A 19,363-nucleotide genomic window follows, 5' to 3' on the forward strand; every position below is an offset into this window, starting at 1 on the left:
CGATGCAGGCGTCCGAGCCGCTGTTCGTCCTGCATTCGCGCCCCTACCGGGAAAGCAGTGCGCTGGTGGATGTGTTCGGCGCCTTTGGCCGGGTCCGTACCGTATTGCGCGCGGCCCGCTCCCGCTCCGGAAGTCTGGCCAGACCCTTCATTCCGCTCGAAGCCCAGCTCAGCGGGCGAGGGGAGTTGAAGAATCTGCAGAAGGTGGCGGCCCTGGCGCCGCCCTTTCTGCTTCAGGGACAGGCCCTTTTCAGTGGCTTCTATCTCAACGAACTGCTGGTCCGGCTGCTACCCGCCGAAGATCCCTATCCCGCCCTCTTCGAACTCTATGGTCTGACCCTGGCCGCCCTGGTCCAGGGCCGTCCGGTCGAACCCCTGTTGCGTACCTTCGAATGGCGTCTGCTTGATCTGCTGGGCTACGGTTTTTCGCTGGCCCAGGCCCTGGATGGTCGGGCCATCGAAGCCCAGCGTCTCTATCGCTTCATTCCGGATCAGGGCTTCGAGCCCGTCGACGAGGTTCGCCCGGGCTGTCTGGCCGGCGCGGAAATCCTGGCACTGGATCGTGGCGAATGGGACGATCCCACGGTAGTCCGCGCTGCCAAGCGCCTGATGCGTCAGGCCCTGGCGCCGCACCTGGGCAGCAAACCCCTGATGAGTCGCGAATTGTTCGCCAAGCCAAGTGAATAAGCCATGAAAGAGTTCAGTCGTGTTCTGTTGGGCGTCAACATCGATCATGTCGCTACCCTGCGCCAGGCCCGGGGTACGAGATATCCGGATCCGGTCAAGGCAGCACTGGACGCCGAAGAGGTAGGGGCGGATGGCATCACCCTGCACCTGCGTGAGGACCGTCGCCATATCCAGGAACGGGATGTACGCCTGCTGCGCGAGCTCCTGCAGACCCGCATGAATCTCGAAGTCGCCCTAACCCCCGAGATGCTGGACTTCGCGCAGGAGATCCGTCCCGAGCACGTCTGCCTGGTGCCCGAGCGCCGGGAAGAGCTGACCACCGAAGGTGGTCTGGATGTCCTGGGGCAGGTCCAGCGCATCCGCACTGCCATTGCCGCGCTGCCCGCTTCGGAAGTGTCCCTCTTTATAGACCCGGATCTGCAGCAGATTCAGGCGGCCAAGGACTGCGGCGCCCCGGTGATCGAACTCCACACCGGTCGCTATGCCGAGGCAGACACCCAGCACGAGCAGACCCTGGAGCTGCAGCGCCTGGCCAAGGCCGTGGAATTCGCCACCGGCCTCGGGCTGGTGGTCAATGCCGGCCATGGCCTGCACTACCACAATGTTCAGCCGATCGCGGCCCTGCCAGGTATCAACGAGCTGAACATCGGTCACGCCATCGTCGCCCAGGCAGTCTTCGTCGGCTTCAAGCAGGCGGTCAGGGACATGGCCGAATTGATCCGCTGCAGCTCGGTCGTAAAATAACTGTTGACCTGTCCTGAAACTCCCCTATAATGCGCCCCACTTCCGGCGCAGACGCTGAAGCGGCTTGAAAATCAAGCACTTAGGTCTGAGCCGGGCGAGGGGTCCACGGATTCTTCGCTGTTTGGTCTTCACCTCCGGGTGATGACGGGATGAAGCGGAGGGGGTTGACAGCGTCTTGGGATGCTGTAGGATTCGCCTCCCGCTGTCGAGATTGGCTAGACCAGTCAGGCAAGCGCAAGTGGTTGAGTTGAAACGAAAAAGTTCAAATCAACGCTTGACAGGATGTGAGGACAGCGTAGAATGCGCGCCTCGGTTAGCGACACGGTCGCAACCAACTGCTCTTTAACAAGTTGAATCAAGCAATTCGTGTGGGTGCTTGTGAGATAAGTCTGATGTCGCAAGATTATCAGCAACACAAGTAACTCGTGAATTCATGAGTTTTTTGCGATTGCTGAGCCAAGTTTAGGGTTTTCTCAAAACCCGATCAGTATACTCAACTGAAGAGTTTGATCATGGCTCAGATTGAACGCTGGCGGCAGGCCTAACACATGCAAGTCGAGCGGATGAGAGGAGCTTGCTCCTCGATTCAGCGGCGGACGGGTGAGTAATGCCTAGGAATCTGCCTAGTAGTGGGGGACAACGTTTCGAAAGGAACGCTAATACCGCATACGTCCTACGGGAGAAAGTGGGGGATCTTCGGACCTCACGCTATTAGATGAGCCTAGGTCGGATTAGCTAGTTGGTAGGGTAAAGGCCTACCAAGGCGACGATCCGTAACTGGTCTGAGAGGATGATCAGTCACACTGGAACTGAGACACGGTCCAGACTCCTACGGGAGGCAGCAGTGGGGAATATTGGACAATGGGCGAAAGCCTGATCCAGCCATGCCGCGTGTGTGAAGAAGGCCCTCGGGTCGTAAAGCACTTTAAGTTGGGAGGAAGGGCTTACAGCGAATACCTGTGAGTTTTGACGTTACCGACAGAATAAGCACCGGCTAACTTCGTGCCAGCAGCCGCGGTAATACGAAGGGTGCAAGCGTTAATCGGAATTACTGGGCGTAAAGCGCGCGTAGGTGGCTTGATAAGTTGGATGTGAAATCCCCGGGCTCAACCTGGGAACTGCATCCAAAACTGTCTGGCTAGAGTGTGGTAGAGGGTAGTGGAATTTCCAGTGTAGCGGTGAAATGCGTAGATATTGGAAGGAACACCAGTGGCGAAGGCGACTACCTGGACTAACACTGACACTGAGGTGCGAAAGCGTGGGGAGCAAACAGGATTAGATACCCTGGTAGTCCACGCCGTAAACGATGTCAACTAGCCGTTGGGATCCTTGAGATCTTAGTGGCGCAGCTAACGCATTAAGTTGACCGCCTGGGGAGTACGGCCGCAAGGTTAAAACTCAAATGAATTGACGGGGGCCCGCACAAGCGGTGGAGCATGTGGTTTAATTCGAAGCAACGCGAAGAACCTTACCTGGCCTTGACATGCTGAGAACTTTCCAGAGATGGATTGGTGCCTTCGGGAACTCAGACACAGGTGCTGCATGGCTGTCGTCAGCTCGTGTCGTGAGATGTTGGGTTAAGTCCCGTAACGAGCGCAACCCTTGTCCTTAGTTACCAGCACGTTATGGTGGGCACTCTAAGGAGACTGCCGGTGACAAACCGGAGGAAGGTGGGGATGACGTCAAGTCATCATGGCCCTTACGGCCAGGGCTACACACGTGCTACAATGGTCGGTACAAAGGGTTGCCAAGCCGCGAGGTGGAGCTAATCCCATAAAACCGATCGTAGTCCGGATCGCAGTCTGCAACTCGACTGCGTGAAGTCGGAATCGCTAGTAATCGTGAATCAGAACGTCACGGTGAATACGTTCCCGGGCCTTGTACACACCGCCCGTCACACCATGGGAGTGGGTTGCTCCAGAAGTAGCTAGTCTAACCTTCGGGAGGACGGTTACCACGGAGTGATTCATGACTGGGGTGAAGTCGTAACAAGGTAGCCGTAGGGGAACCTGCGGCTGGATCACCTCCTTAATCGAAAGATGTCAGCTTGCTGGCAAGCACCCACACGAATTGCTTGATTCACTGATAGAAGAGCAATTGAGTTAGTTAGACTCAAGGTAAGACGATTGGGTCTGTAGCTCAGTTGGTTAGAGCGCACCCCTGATAAGGGTGAGGTCGGCAGTTCGAATCTGCCCAGACCCACCAATCGATGGGGCCATAGCTCAGCTGGGAGAGCGCCTGCCTTGCACGCAGGAGGTCAGGAGTTCGATCCTCCTTGGCTCCACCATCTCCACCTACCGCTAACGCGATTGCTTGAAAAGCTCAGACATGAGCGTTTGATGCGCCTTCCGGTGCAGCCCAAACTCTGATGTCTGGTCTTTGATCAGAACTGTTCTTTAAAAAATTGGGAAAGTGATAGAAGTAGACTGCATTAACTGTTTTCACTGGCAGTTAGTGTCGTCAAGGTAAAATCTTGCGAACTCAAGCGCAAGTTTTCGGCGAAATGTCGTCTTCACTCATGTAACGCCTGCAGATCGGTAGCGTCCTTGGATGCCAGCGAGATTGCTTGGGGTTATATGGTCAAGTGAAGAAGCGCATACGGTGGATGCCTTGGCAGTCAGAGGCGATGAAAGACGTGATAGCCTGCGATAAGCTTCGGTGAGGTGGCAAATGACCTGCGACCCGGAGATCTCTGAATGGGGAAACCCACCTAGCATAAGCTGGGTATCTTAACCTGAATCCATAGGGTTAAGAGGCGAACCAGGGGAACTGAAACATCTAAGTACCCTGAGGAAAAGAAATCAACCGAGATTCCCTTAGTAGTGGCGAGCGAACGGGGACCAGCCCTTAAGTTGATTTGAGAGTAGCGGAACGCTTTGGAAAAGGCGGCCATAGTGGGTGATAGCCCTGTACGCGAAACGCTCTTATCAATGAAATCGAGTAGGACGGGGCACGAGAAACCCTGTCTGAATATGGGGGGACCATCCTCCAAGGCTAAATACTCCTGACTGACCGATAGTGAACCAGTACCGTGAGGGAAAGGCGAAAAGAACCCCGGAGAGGGGAGTGAAATAGAACCTGAAACCGTATGCGTACAAGCAGTGGGAGCCTACTTTGTTAGGTGACTGCGTACCTTTTGTATAATGGGTCAGCGACTTATTTTCAGTGGCGAGCTTAACCGAATAGGGGAGGCGTAGCGAAAGCGAGTCTTAATAGGGCGTTTAGTCGCTGGGAATAGACCCGAAACCGGGCGATCTATCCATGAGCAGGTTGAAGGTTAGGTAACACTGACTGGAGGACCGAACCCACTTCCGTTGAAAAGGCAGGGGATGACTTGTGGATCGGAGTGAAAGGCTAATCAAGCTCGGAGATAGCTGGTTCTCCTCGAAAGCTATTTAGGTAGCGCCTCATGTATCACTCTGGGGGGTAGAGCACTGTTTCGGCTAGGGGGTCATCCCGACTTACCAAACCGATGCAAACTCCGAATACCCAGAAGTGCCGAGCATGGGAGACACACGGCGGGTGCTAACGTCCGTCGTGAAAAGGGAAACAACCCAGACCGTCAGCTAAGGTCCCAAAGTCCTGGTTAAGTGGTAAACGATGTGGGAAGGCTTAGACAGCTAGGAGGTTGGCTTAGAAGCAGCCACCCTTTAAAGAAAGCGTAATAGCTCACTAGTCGAGTCGGCCTGCGCGGAAGATGTAACGGGGCTCAAACCAGGCACCGAAGCTACGGGTATCACCTTTGGTGATGCGGTAGAGGAGCGTTCTGTAAGCCTGTGAAGGTGAGTTGAGAAGCTTGCTGGAGGTATCAGAAGTGCGAATGCTGACATGAGTAACGACAATGCGAGTGAAAAACTCGCACGCCGAAAGACCAAGGGTTCCTGCGCAACGTTAATCGACGCAGGGTGAGTCGGTCCCTAAGGCGAGGCTGAAAGGCGTAGTCGATGGGAAACGGGTTAATATTCCCGTACTTCTAGTTACTGCGATGGGGGGACGGAGAAGGCTAGGCCAGCTTGGCGTTGGTTGTCCAAGTTTAAGGTGGTAGGCTGACTGTTTAGGTAAATCCGGACAGTTAAGGCCGAGAGCTGATGACGATCCTTCTTTTAGAAGGAGAAGTGGTTGATGCCATGCTTCCAGGAAAAGCCTCTAAGCTTCAGGTAACTAGGAACCGTACCCCAAACCGACACAGGTGGTCGGGTAGAGAATACCAAGGCGCTTGAGAGAACTCGGGTGAAGGAACTAGGCAAAATGGCACCGTAACTTCGGGAGAAGGTGCGCCGGTGAGGGTGAAGGGTTTACCCCGTAAGCTCATGCCGGTCGAAGATACCAGGCCGCTGCGACTGTTTATTAAAAACACAGCACTCTGCAAACACGAAAGTGGACGTATAGGGTGTGACGCCTGCCCGGTGCCGGAAGGTTAATTGATGGGGTTAGCGCAAGCGAAGCTCTTGATCGAAGCCCCGGTAAACGGCGGCCGTAACTATAACGGTCCTAAGGTAGCGAAATTCCTTGTCGGGTAAGTTCCGACCTGCACGAATGGCGTAACGATGGCGGCGCTGTCTCCACCCGAGACTCAGTGAAATTGAAATCGCTGTGAAGATGCAGTGTATCCGCGGCTAGACGGAAAGACCCCGTGAACCTTTACTGTAGCTTTGCACTGGACTTTGAGCTTGCTTGTGTAGGATAGGTGGGAGGCTTTGAAGCGTGGACGCCAGTCTGCGTGGAGCCATCCTTGAAATACCACCCTGGCAATCTTGAGGTTCTAACTCTGGTCCGTTATCCGGATCGAGGACAGTGTATGGTGGGCAGTTTGACTGGGGCGGTCTCCTCCTAAAGAGTAACGGAGGAGTACGAAGGTGCGCTCAGACCGGTCGGAAATCGGTCGTAGAGTATAAAGGCAAAAGCGCGCTTGACTGCGAGACAGACACGTCGAGCAGGTACGAAAGTAGGTCTTAGTGATCCGGTGGTTCTGTATGGAAGGGCCATCGCTCAACGGATAAAAGGTACTCCGGGGATAACAGGCTGATACCGCCCAAGAGTTCATATCGACGGCGGTGTTTGGCACCTCGATGTCGGCTCATCACATCCTGGGGCTGAAGCCGGTCCCAAGGGTATGGCTGTTCGCCATTTAAAGTGGTACGCGAGCTGGGTTTAGAACGTCGTGAGACAGTTCGGTCCCTATCTGCCGTGGACGTTTGAGATTTGAGAGGGGCTGCTCCTAGTACGAGAGGACCGGAGTGGACGAACCTCTGGTGTTCCGGTTGTCACGCCAGTGGCATTGCCGGGTAGCTACGTTCGGAAGAGATAACCGCTGAAAGCATCTAAGCGGGAAACTTGCCTCAAGATGAGATCTCACTGGAGCCTTGAGCTTCCTGAAGGGCCGTCGAAGACTACGACGTTGATAGGTCGGGTGTGTAAGCGCTGTGAGGCGTTGAGCTAACCGATACTAATTGCCCGTGAGGCTTGACCATATAACACCCAAACAATCTGACCGTGGTCAGAGCGTGAGGAAGACGACGCCGAAAACAGGCGCGTGGGTTCGCAAGACCCCAAAGACGAGTTGTCTACTTCGATCACAGACCCAATTGGGCCAGCTAGGCAGCCTCATCGCCTGGTCAGCCAACCGAATTGCTTGACGAACATAGAGCATTGGAACCACCTGATCCCTTCCCGAACTCAGAAGTGAAACGATGCATCGCCGATGGTAGTGTGGGGTTTCCCCATGTGAGAGTAGGTCATCGTCAAGCGCCTAACACCCAGCACCCCCGCTCAGTTCACTCTGGCGGGGGTGTTGTCTTTGGGGCGGAAGAAAGTCGAACGGAGCCTGGGAATGCCGTTGCTGAAACTGCTGAGTGATGGAAAATTTCATTCCGGCGTCGAGCTTGGTGAGGCCTTGGGCGTCTCCAGAAGTGCCATCTGGAAGCGGCTGAAGACGCTGGAAGATGACTTGGGCGTCGAGGTGTTCAAGGTGCCGGGCCGGGGTTACCGCCTGGAAGAGCCCCTGTCGCTGCTCGATGCCGAGCGGATCGCCCAGGAGGGCGGTTGGCCGGTAGCGGTCCTGGCTTCCATCGACTCCACCAATGCCGAAGCGCAACGGCGTTTGCATCAGCAATTGCCTCCATTCGCCTTGCTGGCCGAGCATCAGCAGGCTGGCCGCGGCCGTCGTGGGCGCGCCTGGGTCAGTCCCTATGGCAAGAATCTTTATCTCACTGCTGTGGTATCCAGTCAGGGCGGGATCCAGAAGCTGCAGGCCCTGAGCCTGACCATGGGCCTGGCGGTCATCAGGACGCTGCAACAGCTGGGCGTCGAGGATGCCTGCCTGAAGTGGCCCAACGACGTCCTGGTGCGTGGCCGCAAGCTGGCCGGCATCCTCATCGAATTGTCGGGTGATCCGCAGGACGTCTGTCAGGCCATCATCGGCATCGGTATAAACGTCAACATGCGTCTGGCCGACAACATCGATCAGCCCTGGATCTCCATGGCCGAAGCCCTGGGTGGTCTGCAGGATCGCAACCAGGTTGCCAGCCTGATGCTCCGGGAGATCGATAACCTGTGGCAGATTCACCGCCAGGCCGGATTCGCCGCCCTCCGCGACGAGTGGGAGCGTTATCATGGCTGGCAAGGTCGAGCGGTAACCCTGTCTTCGGGGGTTCGCTGTATTCAGGGCACAGTGGCAGGAGTTGCCGAAGATGGGGCTATCCTCATGCATGTAGACGGTCAGACACAGGCCTTCAGCGGTGGCGAATTGAGCCTGAGCCTAGATCATGATTCTTGAACTCGATTGCGGTAACAGCCTGATCAAATGGCGACTGCTTGCCGCAGGCGCCGAAGTGGCCGCTACGGGCATCGTCGACAGCGACGAGGCCCTGGTGGCGGCCTTGTCCCAGCCGGATACACCGCCACTGGCGGCTTGTCGCCTGGTCAGCGTGCGTAGCGACGAAGAGACCCAGCAACTCAAGGAGCTGCTGACCGCTACCTTCGGCATTCCCTGTCACCAGGCCGTCCCGATCGAGGCCTGGAATGGCGTACGTAATGGCTATCGTGATTATCAGCGCCTGGGCATGGATCGCTGGCTGGTGATCCTGGCCGCGGTACGGCTGGCAGAGGGAAAGGCGTGCGTGGTCCTGGATCTGGGCACCGCGGTCACTGCCGATCTGGTCGACGCCCAGGGCGAGCATCAGGGAGGGTTCATCTGTCCGGGGATTCCGTTGATGCGTCGGGAACTGCAGACCCATACCCGGCGGATCCGCTACGATCCACATTGGGCCAGTGGTGAACGCTACGAGGCGCCGGGACGCACGACCAGCGAGGCCGTGGAGCGTGGGTGTCTGTACATGCTCAAGGGATTCGTCCGTACCCAGTACGAACTGGCTCAGGAGATGTTCGCCGAAGGTTGCGAGATCTTTCTGACCGGGGGTGACGCGGAACTGGTCAAACATGTCGTTCCGGGCGCGCGAATCGTGCCCGATATGGTGTTTGCTGGATTGGCTTTGGCGTGTCCGCTCGAGAACGAATGATGCGTTGGTTGTTTCTGCTATTGGTGGTACTGAACGTTTTCTACTACATATGGCACCAACAGCAGGTGCCATTGCTGGGTAAGGAAATCGCCCCTCTGGCGCTGTACAAAGGCGAGCGTGAAAACATTCGTCTGTTGAACGAGACGGCATCTGGTGACGCTGCACGGCGTCAGTGACGGCGGTACCCTTCGATGAGGAGCGAAGATGCTGACGCTAGGTAATCTCAGCCTGTTACTGGGCGCAGTCGGCATTGGCCTGTGGTTCTGGCACGCCCACGGCATTCGCGAACGGGCGCTGTTGCTGGCCGAGCAGGAGTGTCGTCGCCGCAAGGTCATGCTGCTCGATGGCGCCGTGGCCTTTTCCCGCTTTCGCTGGCTGGCCGATGCCAAGGGGCGCAAGCGCCTGGCGCGGTTGTTCGCCTTCGAGTTCACCGTGACGGGCGAAGAGCGGCTCGATGCCTCTCTGGCCCTGTTCGGCAAGACCCTGGCCAAGGTCGAGTTCGCGCCCTTCCTGGTACCCGAGGTCGAGCGCCCGGCGGCAGATTCGGTGGTGGCTTCGGCCCCTGCCTATCAGGCCAAGCCCGAACACGGCCAGGTGGTCTATCTGGATCAATGGCGGCAGCGCCAGCGTACCGAGACCAGCAGGCGCCAAGAGCCGGAGTGATTTCCGGCGCTATCTCCTAAAGCTTTTCCTTCCGTAGTCCCGACGATCAGCTCCGGCTGGTCCGTTCCGGCTTTCCGCTTCTTTTCATGTGATCCCTGATGTTCAGCCCTCTCGTTACCTTTCCTGCACTCTATTTCGCCACTCTCCTGATGCTGGCCGGCTCCGGCCTCTTCACCACCTATATCGGTCTGAGACTGACCGGCGAGGGGGCGGGGGATCTGTGGACCGGCGCCCTGATGGCGGCCTACTACTTCGGACTGGTCTGCGGTGGCAAGTTCGGTCATCGCCTGATCGCCAGCGTCGGCCACATCCGTTCCTATGTGGCCTGCGCCGGTGCGGCCACGGTCACGGTGCTCATCCATGCCCTGATCGATGACCTGAACGTCTGGATCGCGCTGAGATTCGTCATGGGCGTGGTGATGATGAATCAGTACATGGTGATCGAGAGCTGGCTCAACGAGCAGGCGGAGAATCATCAGCGCGGCAAGGTGTTCGCCGGCTACATGGTGGCGGTGGACCTGGGGCTGGTGATCGGTCAGGCGCTACTGGCCTGGCATCCGCAACTCGACTACAAGCCGCTGCTGCTGGTCGCCATCTGCTTCGCCTCCTGCCTGATTCCTCTGGCCATGACCCGCCGGGTGCACCCGGCCAAGCTGGTGGCGGCGCCGCTGGAGATCCGTTTCTTCTGGCAGCGGGTACCCCAGTCGCTGGTCACCATCTTTACCGCGGGCCTGCTGGTGGGCGGCTTCTATGGCCTGGCGCCGGTATTCGCCAGTCGCAGTGGCCTGGATACGGCGCAGTCGAGCTTCTATGTGGGGTTGTGCATCGTCGCGGGCTTCTGTGCCCAGTGGCCGCTGGGCTGGCTGTCGGATCGCCTCGATCGCTGCAAGCTGATCCGCGCCAATGCGGTGTTGCTGTGCCTGGCGGCGGTGCCGCTTTGGGGGCTGATCAGCTTGCCCTATCCCTGGCTGCTAGCCGCGGGCTTCGTCTCGGGAATGCTGCTGTTCACCCTCTACCCGCTGGCCACGGCCTTCGCCAACGACCACGTCGAGCCCGAGCGGCGCGTGGAATTGTCGGCGATGCTGCTGACCACCTATGGCGTCGGTGCCTGTATCGGGCCGCTGCTGGCCGGTGCGGCGATGGAGCATTTCGGCCCCGGCACCTTCTATGTGCTGACCTCGGCCTATGCGCTGATCCTGATCGTCTTCGTGCAGCCCCGGTTCGTCAGTGGCGAGCACCGGCTGGACGCGGCGCCACTGCATCACGTGGCCATGCCGGATTCTGTGAGTCCGATGGCAGCGGCGCTGGATCCGCGCATCGACGAGGTGCCGCAGGAGATGGTGGTGGAGGCCCCCGCCAGCATTGGGCCGGGTAGCGAGAAGACCTGATTAGGCGAGCCCGGCGCAAGGCCGGGCAGGAAGGGACGGGTAGGACTCAGGCCTGACGGGTCTGGCCGGCCCTGATCAGGCGGTCGAGGGTCTGGGCCGAGCCATTTTCGGCCAGGGCGTCATCCTGCAGGCGATGCTGCTGGCGGTCGATGAGTCGACCCATGGGGCGCTGGCTGGATTCTTCGGCCACTGCATCGTCACCGAGACGCTGTTGCTGGTCTTCGATCACCTGTCCCAGGGGGCGCAGGCTGGATTCCTCGGCGATCCGACGTTCCTGCAGCTGGCGTTGCTGCTGCTTGATGACCCCACCCAGGGGACGCAGGCTGGATTCTTCGGCCAGGGTACGTTGCTGCAGGCGCTGCTGCTGTTGCTTGATCAGCTGGCCCAGTGGGCGTTGGCTGGATTCCTCGGCGATCTGGGTGGCAGCGTTCGGGGTGAAGGCGAAGTCCTGGGCGAAGGTGTTCAGAGCCAGGGCGGTCAGGGCGAAACCGAAGGCGATACGCAGGTTCATGGTGGTGTCCTCTGGGGAAACTGTGCTGGAGTGCGTTCAGTATCCCGAGCAGGACCGCCCAGAAAAAATAGACTGGCCAGATAGTGACTATCAGCGCCGTCGATGCCTTTCAGAAAGTCTCTAGCTTCCCGTCGATGATTGCCCCTTTTCCGCTTCACTCAGTTGAGCGCCGCCGAACAGTTCGCGCAAGGCGGCAGCGTAGTCGCGCGTGCCTATCACCATGCTGTTGGAGTGAGTCCCACCGGGGATCAGCAGCAGGCGCTTGGGCGGCCGGGCCGCCGCATAGAGGGCTTCGCTGAAGCGAGGAGGGACATAGCGATCGTCGCTGCCGTGGACGATGAGCACCGGGATATGGATGTCCGGGATCTTGTCCAGGGAATCGAATTTCTCCGACATCAGCCAGCGCAGGGGAAAGCGGGTGTCGACCACTGCCGTGGCGGCATCGGCCAGGGTGGTGAAGGTGGACTCGATGATCAGACCGGCCGCGGCGGGGTAGTCGCCGGTGGGATTCCCGTCGCGGGCGATGCGCCAGGCCAGGTCCACCGCCACGGCGCCGCCCAGGGAGTGGCCATAGAGGTATCTCTTGCGGGGATCGGGCTGCAAGCTCTGCAAGTACTTCCAGGCGACCCGGGCATCCTGGTAGACGCTGCGTTCGGAGGGCACGTCGCCCGGACTTTCGCCAAAGCCGCGATAGTCGATGGCCAGCACCGAATAGCCGAGTTGCCGCAGGGTGGCGATGCGCCGGACCTGGGCGGTGAGATTCCAGCGGGTGCCGTGCAGATAGAGAAGGGTGGGGGCGTCTGGCCGGCGGGCGGGCCACCACCAGGCGTGCAGGTAGTCGGTGCCGGTCAGGCCGTCCGGCACTGGCAGGTTGAACTGGCGGACGCCTTCCGGCACGCCGGTGAACCAGCTGGCATTGCCCGGTTCAATGCTGAACACCCACTGGCGTTCGCGATAGGCCAGTTCCGAGCAGCCATAGGGGACCCCGACCCCGACCAGCAGGGTGACGAAGAGCAGCGGGATCAGGCGGCGGCGGAGCAGGGTGGCGAGGGACATGGCTTTCTCTGGATACCGGAAGACGCAGGGTAGGGGCATCCGTCGCCTGGCGCGAACCCCCGTTTCGGTTGGACAGTCATCCTAGAGACAGCGACTGCAGTGACCCCCAATCCGAGGTGAGCCATGAGTGCGACGGCCAAGAAGAGCGATCCCGAACTCTGGGAAAAGGTGAAGAAAGAGATTACCAAGGGCGACAAGGGCGGCAAGCCCGGTCAATGGTCGGCGCGCAAGGCGCAACTGGCCTCCCAGGAGTACCAGAAGCGCGGTGGTGAATACCAGGGCGGCAAGGGCAAGGACAATCATCTGCAGCAGTGGACCGACGAGAAGTGGGACACCCGCTCCGGCAAGAAATCCGAGGACACCGGCGAACGCTATCTGCCGGAAAAGGCCCGGGACTCCCTGAGCAAGGAAGAGTACCAGCGCACCACGGCCAAGAAGCGCCGTGACACGCGCCGGGGCCAGCAGCATTCCAAGCAACCCGCCGATGTGGCACGCAAGACGGCCGCGGCGCGTGAGTCGGGCCTGGCCGGCCTGACCAAGGACGAGCTGATGAAACGAGCGGCGCGCCGCGAGGTGCGGGGGCGTTCGCGCATGAAGAAAGACGAACTGGTCAAAGCGTTGCAAAAGGCAGGTGAAAAATGAGCACCAAGAAGGCTTCCAACGACGACAAGAAAGACGACAAGAAAGAGGTACGCAGCGAGTTCAAGCAGGTGGTCAACATGACCCCGAGTCAGCTGCGTAAATGGCTCAGTGGCGACACCAGCAAGGGCGTGGGCATGACCAAGGGTGGCAAGAAGGTCACGGCGGCCAACGATGGCAAGGCGGTCGGCCATGCCATGGGCGAACGCATCCTGGAGCTCAAGGGCAAGCGTCAGGCTGAGCTGGAAGACGATGACTACCAGGCCATGCGCAAGGTCATCGGCTATGTGCATCGCCATCTCAAGCAGCGACCGGACGGCGACATAGAAGACTCGCGCTGGCGCAAGTCGCTGATGAACTGGGGTCACGACCCCCTGCGCGACAAGCGCAGCGCCTGATCCCGACGAACCGCAGCCCAGGCTGCGGTTTTTCTTTGGCAGAGAGTGACTGGCCGAATTTGTGGGCAACTGTGACGCCGCAGCGCGGACACAAAGGAGTAGGGTAGCCGCCTATCTATCTGAACGCGTTCAAGGAGTTGTCGATGGCACCCCGGGATCTGTTGCTGGCACTGGTCGTCATCCTGGCCTGGGGGGTGAACTTCGTGGTCATCAAGGTTGGCCTGCATGGCGTGCCGCCCATGCTGCTGGGAGCCCTGAGATTCTGCCTGGCGGCCTTTCCGGCCATCCTCTTCGTGCGCCGCCCCCAGGTCTCCTGGCGATTGCTGCTGGCCTACGGCCTGACCATTTCCCTGGGCCAGTTCGCCTTTCTGTTCTCGGCCATGTACGTGGGCATGCCGGCGGGCCTGGCCTCGCTAGTCTTGCAGGCCCAGGCCTTCTTTACCCTGGCCTTCGCCGCGACCTTCCTCGGGGAAAAGGTGCGCCGGGCGAGTCTGGCCGGGCTGCTGGTGGCGGCGCTCGGCCTGCTGCTGATCGGCACCGAACATGGCGTCACCATGACCCTGGCCGGTTTCCTGCTGACCCTGGCGGCGGCGGCCATGTGGGGGCTGGGCAACATCGTCACCAAGAAGATCGGCAAGGTGGACATGCTCGGTCTGGTGGTCTGGGGCAGCCTGATTCCGCCCATTCCCTTCTTCATCCTCTCGCTGCTGCTGGAAGGCCCGCAACAGATCACCACGGCGCTGACGTCGCTGTCGGGCGGGTCGGTCTTTGCCATCGTCTACCTGGCCTTTATCGCCACCCTGGTCGGTTATGGCATCTGGAGCCGGCTGCTGTCGCGTTATCCGGCCGGCCAGGTGGCGCCCTTTTCGCTGCTGGTGCCGGTGGTGGGGCTGAGTTCGGCCGCCGTGCTGCTGGGTGAGCAGATGACCGTTCAGCAGGAAGTGGGCGGCGTGGCAGTCATGCTCGGGCTGTTGATCAATGTCTTTGGCGGCCGCTGGCTGGATGCCCGGAGCAAGGCGTCGCCCGGTGCATGATATTGCACGATCATAAATGATTGTGCATGATGTGCTGGTCCTCTTGGAGTATCAGCATGAATGCAGCAGCCGTCCACCTTCCCGAAGAACGCCAGGCCGCGATCCTGGCCCTGTTGCGCGAACAAGGCCGGGTCCTGTCGGCTGAACTGGCCGCGACCTGGGGCATTTCCGAAGACAGCGTGCGTCGCGACCTGCGCGAACTGGCCCGCCAGGGCCTGTGCCGTCGGGTGTACGGTGGGGCGCTCTCGCTGCTGACGCCGCCGGAGGCGCTGCCGGCGCGTATCGGTCAGGACGAGGCGGCCAAGCAGACACTCGGGCAGGCCGCGGCCAGGCTGGCGCAACGGGGGCAATTGCTGCTGCTGGACGCCGGCTCGACCAACCTGGCCATCGCCCAGGCGCTGCCCATGGATCTCGACCTGACCGTGGCCACCAATGCACCGGTGATCGCTGCGGCACTGCTGCAGCGCCCGGGGATCCGGGTGTTGATGATCGGCGGCCTGGCCACGCCGGAGTCGGGTGCCTGTCTGGGCGCCCGGGCGCTGCGTGACCTGCGTGGCGTGCGCGCCGACCTGGCCTTTCTCGGGACCTGCGCCCTGGCGGTGGAGACCGGCGTGACCGGCTTCGACCTGGAAGAAGCCGAATTCAAGGTGGCCGTGGCCGAGCAGAGCAGCCAGGTCGCCGTCGCGGTGACCGCCGAGAAGCTCGACAGCGTGGCCTTCTATCACGTGCTCCGACTCGATCAGCTGAACCATCTGGTGCTGGAACCGGGGCTGAGCGAGGAGCGCCTGCAGCCCTATCGTGACGCCGGGCTGCAGCTGCATTCGCTCGATCGCTAGACTCGCGTCCAAGGATCGCCATGACTTCTGCCGTATTGCGGCGCCAACGCCGCGCCACCTTTACCGTCTTTCTCGCCAACGGTTGCGGAATCGGCGGCTGGGCGGCGGCCATTCCCGAACTCAAGCGCGATCTGCTGCTGGGCGACGGTCAGTTGAGTCTGGTGCTGCTGGCGGTCGCCCTGGGCGCCCTGCTGACCATGCCCTTCGCCGGGGTGCTGGTGCCGCGCCTGGGCGGGACCGGACGCCTCACCCGCCTGAGCATCCTGGCCTTCGTGCTGGTGCTGAGCTGGCCCGGGGTGGCACCGTCCCTGGGCTGGCTGCTGCCCTGCGCGCTGCTGCTCGGCGCCTGTAACGGGCTGATCGACGTGGCCATGAACGCCCATGCCAGCGATGTCGAAAGCCGCTGGAACGGCCCGCTGATGTCGTCCTTCCACGCCGCCTTCAGCCTGGGCGGATTTCTCGGCGCCGGCCTGGGGGCGCTGGTGCTGCACCTGGGCGCCTCGGCGCTGGCGGTGCTGCTGACTGCTGCCCTGGTGGCGCTGCTGCTGGCGCTGCCCGCCGCCCTGGCCCTGGACGAAGGTGATCGCAGTCCGGTGAGTCAGGCCCTGCGGCTGCCGGATCGGCGGGTCCTGGCGCTGGGACTGATCGCCCTGGGCTGCCTGATGCTGGAGGGCGCCATGACCGACTGGAGCGCCGTCTACCTGGGCCAGGTGGGCGGCGCGAGTCCGGTGGTGGCGACCCTGGGCTATGCGGCCTTTTCGCTGACCATGCTGGTGGGACGGCTGTTCGGCGACGGTATCCGCGGCCGCTTCGGTGGTCCCCAGGTGATCGTTGGCGGGGCCCTGCTGGCGACCCTGGGACTGGCGCTGGCGGTCCTTCTGCCGGCGCCCTGGACCGCGATCCTGGGCTTCGCGCTGGTCGGCCTGGGGCTGTCCAATGTGGTGCCCGCAGCCTTCAGCGCCTCTGGCCAGGTGGCCGAGACGCCGGCTGCGGGTATCGCCATGACCGCCACGGCCGGCTATCTCGGTTTCCTGCTCGGCCCACCGCTGATCGGCGCCGTGGCGGGGCAGGTGGGCCTGCGTGGCAGTCTGCTGCTGCTGACTCTGATCGGGGTGGCGGTGGCACTGCTCGCCCTGCGCCAACGCACGGCATGATGGCTGTCCAGGGAACCCCGCTGCGCTGAGCAGACCCAAGAGGGAACGGAAATCCAAGGAGGCGGCCATGACGCGCCCACGCAAGATCCTCGCCTGGCTGCTGGGAATCATCCTGCTGCTGTTCGTCCTGCTGGTGGTGGTGCTGGCCACCTTCGACTGGAATAGGCTCAAGCCGACCCTCAACGAGCAGGTGTCGAGCGCCCTGCACCGGCCCTTCGCCATCGAGGGCAACCTGGGGGTGGTCTGGCACCGCGAGCCGGATCAAGGCGGTTGGCGCGCCTGGATTCCCTGGCCGCACATCGCCGCCGAAGACCTGACCCTGGGCAATCCGGAGTGGGCGAAGGAAAAGACGTTCGTTCACCTCGACCGGGTGCAGTTGCGGATCTCGCCGCTGGCCCTGCTGGCCAAGCAGATCTATATCCCGCGCATCGACCTCAGCGGACCGGTGGTCAATGCCCAGCGACTCGCCGATGGCCGCAACAGCTGGACCTTCGCGACCGCCGAGAAGGACCCCAAGGCCGAGCCTTCGGCCTGGACCGTCGACATCGGCACCATCGGCTTCGACGCCGGCCAGGTCGGCTTCGACGATGCCCAGACCGCTACCCGGCTGCGCGCGCGGATCACCTCCCTGGACGCTCCTATCGCCTATGCCGATCTGGTGGGCAAGCAGGGCACTTCGCGCCAGCGCTCCAACGTCAGGCAGACCCAGTCCTTCCAGTTCGCCCTGGCGGTAGAGGGCAGCTACAAGCAGGTGCCGGTCAGCGGCCGTGGCCAGATCGGTGGCCTGCTGGCGCTGCAGGACGCCGATGTGCCTTTCCCCATCCAGCTCGATGCCCGGGCGGGCGAAACCCGTGTTCAGGTCTTTGGCACCCTGACCGATCCGCGGCGCCTGGGCGCCCTGGATCTGCACCTGGTGCTGGAAGGCAAGAGCCTGGCGCAGCTCTATCCGCTGACCGGGGTCACCCTGCCGGAGACGGCACCCTATGCCACCGACGGCCATCTCACGGTCAAGCTCAACGATCCGGCGGGCGCCCGCTTCAGCTATGAAGACTTCAATGGCCGGGTCGGCAAGAGCGATCTGCATGGCGAGGTGCTGTTCACCGGCGGCAAGCCGCGACCCAAGCTCAGTGGCACCCTGCGCTCCGATCAGTTGCTGTTCGAGGACCTGGCCCCGCTGATCGGTGCCGATACCAAGGAGCAGCAGGTGGCCAAGGGCGAGACCAGCCAGCAGCCGGCGGACAAGGCGCTGCCGGTCTCCGAATTCCGCACCGAGCGCTGGCGTGCCATGGATGCCGATGTGCGCTTCACCGGCAAGCGCATCGTGCAGAACGCGCAGCTGCCGATCACCGATCTGAATACCCATGTGCGCCTGACCGATGGGGTGCTGCTGCTCGATCCCCTGCGCTTCGGCGTGGCCGGGGGCGATCTGAACACCACGGTGCGCCTGGAAGGCGACAAGACGCCGCTGCAGGGGCGGGTCGATCTGCACGTGCGGCGGGTCAAGCTGAACCAGCTGTTCCCCACCGTGGAGGCCATGAAGCGCAGCATGGGCGAGCTCAATGGCGATGCCACCCTGAGTGGCACCGGCAACTCGGTGGCTGCGCTGCTTGGCACCAGCAACGGCGAACTCAAGCTGCTGATGAACGACGGCCGTATCAGCCGCAGCCTGATGGAGCTGGCCGGACTCAATGTCGGCAACTACCTGGTCGATCGGCTGTTCGGCGATGACGAGGTGGAAATCAACTGTGCGGTCGCCGACCTCGACTTCAAGAAGGGCCTGGTGCAGCCCCAGGTCTTCGTGCTCGACACCGAAAACGCCCTGATCAACATCACCGGCACCATCAACCTGGCGAGCGAGCGCCTGGATCTTACCGTCGATCCGCACAGCAAGGGCCTGCGCATCTTCTCGCTGCGCTCGCCGCTCTATGTGCGCGGCACCCTGAAGAGTCCCTCGCCGGGGGTCAAGGCATTGCCATTGGCGGCCCGCGGCGCGGCGGCGGCACTGCTCGCCACCTTCGCAGCGCCGGCCGCCGGTCTGCTGGCACTGGTGGCGCCCAGCAACGAGCAGGGCGCCCAGTGCAGCGCCCTGTTGCAGCAGATGCGGGCAGGGCGTTGAGCTCGTGCGCCAGAGCCGGTTCGCGGTACTTGACAGACGACCGTTCGGCGGCGTCTGACGGGCGGAAAAGAACCGCTCTGGTTGCCCAGGCTCTATAGAAATAACCCGAGTCGGGCAGCCTTTTCGCGGAGATCCCTCATGCGTGACGACACCGATAGCCACTACGAAATCCACTACAAATTGCTGGGCGAAAGCTATACCGACCGTATCAGCAACCTGGACGTACCCATCACCGACGTGGTCCGCGAACTGGCCTGCCGGCACCTGGACGCGATCAACGACGAGCGCTTCCACCTCGCCGACATCGAGTCCGGTCAGGCGCTGGTGGCACTGCACGATGTCTCCATCCATCGCGTCGCACCGGAAGCCCCATGAAACGCCTGCTGAGCGGTGGATTGCTGACCATGACCCTGCTGGGCCTTGCGGCCTGCTCCACCGAGACGGTGGTGACCCTGCAGGACGGTACCCAGTACATCACCGAAGATAGGCCCAACACCAAGACGGCCGATGGCTTCTATGAATTCACCGATGTGGCGGGTCGTCATGTGCGGGTGAAGGCAGGCGATGTCGCCACCATCAAAGCGGAAGACTAGGCCTTGCCTGACCTTCGTTCGGTGACCT

17 protein-coding genes, 2 tRNA genes and 3 rRNA genes are annotated in these 19,363 nt (G+C 61.3%); 20 read left to right on the forward strand and 2 right to left on the reverse strand.

What is annotated here, in order from left to right:
* Positions 1-2: 2 nt before the first annotated feature.
* The 12 genes from recO (at position 3) to QE444_RS07605 (ending at position 10,998) form a co-directional block, all read left to right on the forward strand.
* Positions 3-686, forward strand: coding sequence for a DNA repair protein RecO (gene recO, locus QE444_RS07550; RefSeq protein WP_187978495.1), 684 nt, complete (start codon positions 3-5; stop codon positions 684-686).
* A 3-nt stretch (positions 687-689) separates the two neighbouring features.
* On the forward strand, positions 690-1,430 hold the full coding sequence (pdxJ, locus tag QE444_RS07555) for a pyridoxine 5'-phosphate synthase (RefSeq protein WP_309737674.1): 741 nt from the start codon (positions 690-692) through the stop codon (positions 1,428-1,430).
* A gap of 494 nt (positions 1,431-1,924) precedes the next feature.
* Positions 1,925-3,461, forward strand: a 16S ribosomal RNA gene (locus tag QE444_RS07560).
* Positions 3,462-3,558: 97 nt separating this feature from the next.
* Positions 3,559-3,635, forward strand: a tRNA-Ile gene (locus tag QE444_RS07565).
* A gap of 6 nt (positions 3,636-3,641) precedes the next feature.
* Positions 3,642-3,717, forward strand: a tRNA-Ala gene (locus tag QE444_RS07570).
* A 291-nt stretch (positions 3,718-4,008) separates the two neighbouring features.
* Positions 4,009-6,901, forward strand: a 23S ribosomal RNA gene (locus QE444_RS07575).
* Positions 6,902-7,061: 160 nt separating this feature from the next.
* Positions 7,062-7,177: ribosomal RNA gene (gene rrf, locus QE444_RS07580) — 5S ribosomal RNA — on the forward strand.
* Together the 16S, 23S and 5S rRNA genes with 2 tRNA genes alongside form the textbook arrangement of a ribosomal RNA operon.
* A gap of 83 nt (positions 7,178-7,260) precedes the next feature.
* Positions 7,261-8,205 carry a bifunctional biotin--[acetyl-CoA-carboxylase] ligase/biotin operon repressor BirA gene (gene birA / locus QE444_RS07585; RefSeq protein WP_280311529.1) on the forward strand — a complete coding sequence of 315 codons (945 nt, stop codon included), beginning with the start codon at positions 7,261-7,263 and terminating at the stop codon, positions 8,203-8,205.
* Positions 8,195-8,947 carry a type III pantothenate kinase gene (locus tag QE444_RS07590; protein WP_309737675.1) on the forward strand — a complete coding sequence of 251 codons (753 nt, stop codon included), beginning with the start codon at positions 8,195-8,197 and terminating at the stop codon, positions 8,945-8,947. Before birA ends, QE444_RS07590 begins: the two co-directional genes overlap by 11 nt.
* Positions 8,944-9,123 (forward strand): hypothetical protein, encoded by a 180-nt coding sequence (locus tag QE444_RS07595; RefSeq protein ID WP_037006863.1) that lies wholly within the window; start codon positions 8,944-8,946, stop codon positions 9,121-9,123. The genes QE444_RS07590 and QE444_RS07595 overlap by 4 nt, the downstream gene beginning before the upstream one ends.
* A gap of 28 nt (positions 9,124-9,151) precedes the next feature.
* Positions 9,152-9,610, forward strand: coding sequence for a DUF3301 domain-containing protein (locus QE444_RS07600; RefSeq protein ID WP_280311531.1), 459 nt, complete (start codon positions 9,152-9,154; stop codon positions 9,608-9,610).
* 98 nt (positions 9,611-9,708) lie between these two features.
* Positions 9,709-10,998: an MFS transporter gene (locus QE444_RS07605; protein WP_133862851.1), complete on the forward strand. Its 1,290-nt coding sequence runs from the start codon at positions 9,709-9,711 to the stop codon at positions 10,996-10,998.
* Positions 10,999-11,044: 46 nt separating this feature from the next.
* Here the strand turns inward: QE444_RS07605 and QE444_RS07610 are convergent, their stop codons facing one another.
* Together QE444_RS07610 and QE444_RS07615 are read right to left on the reverse strand one after the other, a co-directional pair.
* Complete coding sequence (locus QE444_RS07610; protein ID WP_133862852.1) at positions 11,045-11,509, reverse strand: hypothetical protein; 465 nt, start codon at positions 11,507-11,509, stop codon at positions 11,045-11,047.
* A 120-nt stretch (positions 11,510-11,629) separates the two neighbouring features.
* Positions 11,630-12,565 (reverse strand): alpha/beta hydrolase, encoded by a 936-nt coding sequence (locus tag QE444_RS07615; protein WP_273863012.1) that lies wholly within the window; start codon positions 12,563-12,565, stop codon positions 11,630-11,632.
* A gap of 123 nt (positions 12,566-12,688) precedes the next feature.
* Here QE444_RS07615 and QE444_RS07620 point away from each other — a divergent pair, with 123 nt between their 5' ends.
* The 8 genes from QE444_RS07620 to QE444_RS07655 all read left to right on the forward strand — a co-directional run bounded on the left by QE444_RS07620 (position 12,689) and on the right by QE444_RS07655 (position 19,335).
* A complete protein-coding gene (locus tag QE444_RS07620) occupies positions 12,689-13,207 on the forward strand; it encodes a hypothetical protein (RefSeq protein WP_187978503.1) in 519 nt (172 codons plus the stop codon).
* Positions 13,204-13,602 carry a DUF3140 domain-containing protein gene (locus QE444_RS07625; protein ID WP_158896396.1) on the forward strand — a complete coding sequence of 133 codons (399 nt, stop codon included), beginning with the start codon at positions 13,204-13,206 and terminating at the stop codon, positions 13,600-13,602. The genes QE444_RS07620 and QE444_RS07625 overlap by 4 nt, the downstream gene beginning before the upstream one ends.
* 143 nt (positions 13,603-13,745) lie before the next feature.
* Positions 13,746-14,636, forward strand: coding sequence for an EamA family transporter (locus QE444_RS07630; RefSeq protein WP_285388631.1), 891 nt, complete (start codon positions 13,746-13,748; stop codon positions 14,634-14,636).
* Between the two features lie 56 nt (positions 14,637-14,692).
* Positions 14,693-15,472: a DeoR/GlpR family DNA-binding transcription regulator gene (locus QE444_RS07635; protein ID WP_187978504.1), complete on the forward strand. Its 780-nt coding sequence runs from the start codon at positions 14,693-14,695 to the stop codon at positions 15,470-15,472.
* A gap of 20 nt (positions 15,473-15,492) precedes the next feature.
* Entirely contained in the window at positions 15,493-16,626 is a 1,134-nt protein-coding gene (locus QE444_RS07640; protein ID WP_187978505.1) for an MFS transporter, read from the forward strand.
* Between the two features lie 67 nt (positions 16,627-16,693).
* Complete coding sequence (locus QE444_RS07645) at positions 16,694-18,742, forward strand: AsmA family protein (RefSeq protein WP_285388635.1); 2,049 nt, start codon at positions 16,694-16,696, stop codon at positions 18,740-18,742.
* 138 nt (positions 18,743-18,880) lie between these two features.
* On the forward strand, positions 18,881-19,117 hold the full coding sequence (locus QE444_RS07650) for a hypothetical protein (protein ID WP_133862860.1): 237 nt from the start codon (positions 18,881-18,883) through the stop codon (positions 19,115-19,117).
* Positions 19,114-19,335, forward strand: a complete 222-nt coding sequence (locus tag QE444_RS07655; protein WP_187978506.1) for a YgdI/YgdR family lipoprotein — start codon at positions 19,114-19,116, stop codon at positions 19,333-19,335. Before QE444_RS07650 ends, QE444_RS07655 begins: the two co-directional genes overlap by 4 nt.
* Positions 19,336-19,363 lie beyond the last annotated feature (28 nt).

The organism is Pseudomonas sp. SORGH_AS_0199 (assembly GCF_031453735.1).
GTDB lineage: Bacteria > Pseudomonadota > Gammaproteobacteria > Pseudomonadales > Pseudomonadaceae > Chryseomonas > Chryseomonas aestiva.

Coding starts and splice junctions, on each gene's coding strand:
- recO (WP_187978495.1), top strand. CDS start 3: ATGCAGGCGTCCGAGCCGCTGTTCGTCCTGCATTCGCGCCCCTACCGG.
- pdxJ (WP_309737674.1), top strand. CDS start 690: ATGAAAGAGTTCAGTCGTGTTCTGTTGGGCGTCAACATCGATCATGTC.
- birA (WP_280311529.1), top strand. CDS start 7,261: ATGCCGTTGCTGAAACTGCTGAGTGATGGAAAATTTCATTCCGGCGTC.
- QE444_RS07590 (WP_309737675.1), top strand. CDS start 8,195: ATGATTCTTGAACTCGATTGCGGTAACAGCCTGATCAAATGGCGACTG.
- QE444_RS07595 (WP_037006863.1), top strand. CDS start 8,944: ATGATGCGTTGGTTGTTTCTGCTATTGGTGGTACTGAACGTTTTCTAC.
- QE444_RS07600 (WP_280311531.1), top strand. CDS start 9,152: ATGCTGACGCTAGGTAATCTCAGCCTGTTACTGGGCGCAGTCGGCATT.
- QE444_RS07605 (WP_133862851.1), top strand. CDS start 9,709: ATGTTCAGCCCTCTCGTTACCTTTCCTGCACTCTATTTCGCCACTCTC.
- QE444_RS07610 (WP_133862852.1), bottom strand. CDS start 11,509: ATGAACCTGCGTATCGCCTTCGGTTTCGCCCTGACCGCCCTGGCTCTG.
- QE444_RS07615 (WP_273863012.1), bottom strand. CDS start 12,565: ATGTCCCTCGCCACCCTGCTCCGCCGCCGCCTGATCCCGCTGCTCTTC.
- QE444_RS07620 (WP_187978503.1), top strand. CDS start 12,689: ATGAGTGCGACGGCCAAGAAGAGCGATCCCGAACTCTGGGAAAAGGTG.
- QE444_RS07625 (WP_158896396.1), top strand. CDS start 13,204: ATGAGCACCAAGAAGGCTTCCAACGACGACAAGAAAGACGACAAGAAA.
- QE444_RS07630 (WP_285388631.1), top strand. CDS start 13,746: ATGGCACCCCGGGATCTGTTGCTGGCACTGGTCGTCATCCTGGCCTGG.
- QE444_RS07635 (WP_187978504.1), top strand. CDS start 14,693: ATGAATGCAGCAGCCGTCCACCTTCCCGAAGAACGCCAGGCCGCGATC.
- QE444_RS07640 (WP_187978505.1), top strand. CDS start 15,493: ATGACTTCTGCCGTATTGCGGCGCCAACGCCGCGCCACCTTTACCGTC.
- QE444_RS07645 (WP_285388635.1), top strand. CDS start 16,694: ATGACGCGCCCACGCAAGATCCTCGCCTGGCTGCTGGGAATCATCCTG.
- QE444_RS07650 (WP_133862860.1), top strand. CDS start 18,881: ATGCGTGACGACACCGATAGCCACTACGAAATCCACTACAAATTGCTG.
- QE444_RS07655 (WP_187978506.1), top strand. CDS start 19,114: ATGAAACGCCTGCTGAGCGGTGGATTGCTGACCATGACCCTGCTGGGC.